This window comes from Mesorhizobium sp. M4B.F.Ca.ET.017.02.2.1 (genome assembly GCF_003998955.1).
Taxonomy (GTDB): Bacteria; Pseudomonadota; Alphaproteobacteria; order Rhizobiales; family Rhizobiaceae; genus Mesorhizobium; species Mesorhizobium abyssinicae.
The window spans coordinates 1-2,283 of record NZ_RZOF01000553.1 but is presented as its reverse complement, the minus strand read 5'-3'; the positions used below and the strand labels follow the sequence as shown (position 1 = coordinate 2,283).

At 59.0% G+C, this 2,283-nt stretch carries 2 protein-coding genes and 1 pseudogene; all 3 read left to right on the top strand.

Features of this window, described 5'->3' with window-relative positions; all coding sequences use genetic code 11:
* A pseudogene (locus EN738_RS33650) lies at positions 1 to 509 on the top strand (excinuclease ABC subunit B); the annotation flags it as partial.
* Between the two features lie 609 nt (positions 510 to 1,118).
* Positions 1,119 to 1,364, top strand: coding sequence for a hypothetical protein (locus EN738_RS33645; protein ID WP_189524269.1), 246 nt, complete (start codon positions 1,119 to 1,121; stop codon positions 1,362 to 1,364).
* Between the two features lie 278 nt (positions 1,365 to 1,642).
* Positions 1,643 to 2,283 (top strand): ATP-binding cassette domain-containing protein (locus EN738_RS33640; protein WP_145967029.1); only part of this gene is annotated, 641 nt, incomplete at its 3' end.

Sequence of the window (2,283 nt, the reverse complement as noted above, 5' to 3'; positions counted from 1 at the left end):
CCGCGGAAGCGGCTGCCAAGGCTGCCCGGCCCACCCTCTTCCGCAAGCCGCAACTCGACGAAATGGGCGCCGACGGCGCCGTGCCGGTGAAGAAGCCACTGTTCGCCAAACCGTCGATCGACGACATGGGCCCCGGCACCGACATGCCGACGCCCGCGGGTGCCGTGTCGCGCTCGCTGTTCAAGAAGCAGTCGGCGCAGGAGGCGCACGGCTCCGACTTCGGCATCCCCGGCGAGCCCACCAAACCTCTGTTCAAGAAGAACTCGCTCGACGAGATGACAGTGCGGCGGACCGAAAAGCCGGTCGAAGGAAAAGTGCCGGCAAAACCAAAGCCAATCTCCCCCCATGTGGGGGAGATGTCCGGCAGGACAGAGGGGGGCGCGAAGGAACGCGACGATTCCCCTAAACCAATCGTTCGCCAGCGCGCCGGCATCGGCTCCTACGAAGACCCAGGCGATGCCCGCCGCGAGAAGCGCCGGCCGGGCAAGACGGGGCGACCGGGGAAGTAACGGCCCGTCGAAAAACGGAGCCATCTCTATAGAGCATCGGTGATCGATGTAGCCTATAAGGTACCAATATCACCGATTTCGGGAAGACCGTCAGCGAGCACATTCGTTAAGCTGATCTGTCTATTCCACATCGAAATCCACCAAGACGGAGCCATCGTCTGCTATCGCGCATAGACTAATTATTTGCAGGACATATTCTTCTAAAAGAAGAAACTCGTCCTTAGATATCACTGAGTTATTATTAATTTTTGCAAGAATATCTTCCGCAAACGAAGGTGAATCTAATATAAGCGTGATCCATGTGTATCTAAATCGAATATCACCTGTCGAACTTCTACGGATGCTTTCGAATATTGATGTATATTCGTTTTGATTTATTTCCTCGTTCATTTCAGATCCAGCCCATCGAAGTCAACACCGACGAATGGTCGTGTGTGTTGGTACGCACATCTGACCTTCCACGATCCGTAAAGTCTATATCCTTAACCGGGCTCCCATCGGCGTCAAACTCTCACCTCGATGGTCGTTGTTCGCAGACTTCAGGAAGACGAATTCAAAGTCTGTTTCGTCGAGCCTATGCAGGACGTAACCGCCACCGCGGAGGCAGTCGTGGACATATGGCAATATGCCGACGCGTTGGATTTGGATGAAATCGGCCTGCCCTATTTGAACGACGTCCACTATGTCTATCGGGACGCGCTAAGTCGGTTCGATCAGGTTCTGATCGGTACCGGCCGCTTCAACACCCTTCTGGTCATCGTCGTCGATCGCGGCAAAAGCGCGGTGTTCGGCCACTTCTTACTCGACTTGAATAAGGAGTACGGAGTGAGCGGTGGCCATTTGAGGTCCGTCTGACCCGAAGTCTGCCGACCCATTGCCATTGGCCCTCCCCCGGTGTACCCAATCGTCAACTCGAACGTCTTGAAAGGAGGGCTGCGTGTTTATCGATCACCATCGTCAGCGTGGCCCGATTTGCGCCCTGCGAGCTTGCTTGCAGGGCTGACCGGACGGTCCGGGTTTTCCCGTTTCGATTTTTGGTCTGCCCTTCGTGGTGCCGCTAAGCTGATCCGTTGATCAGCCAGCGGACCGTCAAAGTGCATCAGCCGGTTCCCGGCAAGACCAGAGAAATCGTTATGGCCCTGATCAGCCTCAAATCCCTCGGCGTCACCATGAGTGCGCCGCTGTTTTCCAATCTCGACCTCACCATCGCCGCCGGCGACCGGCTCGGCATCGTCGCCGCTAACGGCCGCGGCAAATCCACCCTGCTCAAATGCCTGACCGGCGAGTTGGAAGCCACCAGCGGCGACATCACCCGGTCGCGCGGCCTGCGCGTCGGCCATGTCGAGCAATCAGTCCCCGACGCGCTTCTCGATCGGACCTTCCATCAGGTGGTGGCCGATGCCTTGCCGCCCGACCGGGCCGATAGTGAGCTGTGGCGGGTCGATGTAGTTCTCGACTCCCTCGACGTGCCGGAGCCCATGCGCGAAAGGGCGATGCGCGCTTTGAGCGGCGGCTGGCAGCGGCTGGCGCTGATCGCCCGCGTCTGGGTCACCGATCCGAACGTGCTCCTGCTCGACGAGCCGACGAACCATCTCGACCTGGCGAAAATCGGCCAGCTGGAAAACTGGCTGAACGCGCTGCCGCGCGAGGTGCCGGTGGTGATTGCCAGCCACGACCGCGCCTTCCTCGACGCCACCACCAACCGCACGCTGTTCCTGCGCCCGGAGCAGTCGCCGGCCCTCTCCCTTCCCTATTCGCGGGCGCGCGAGCCGCT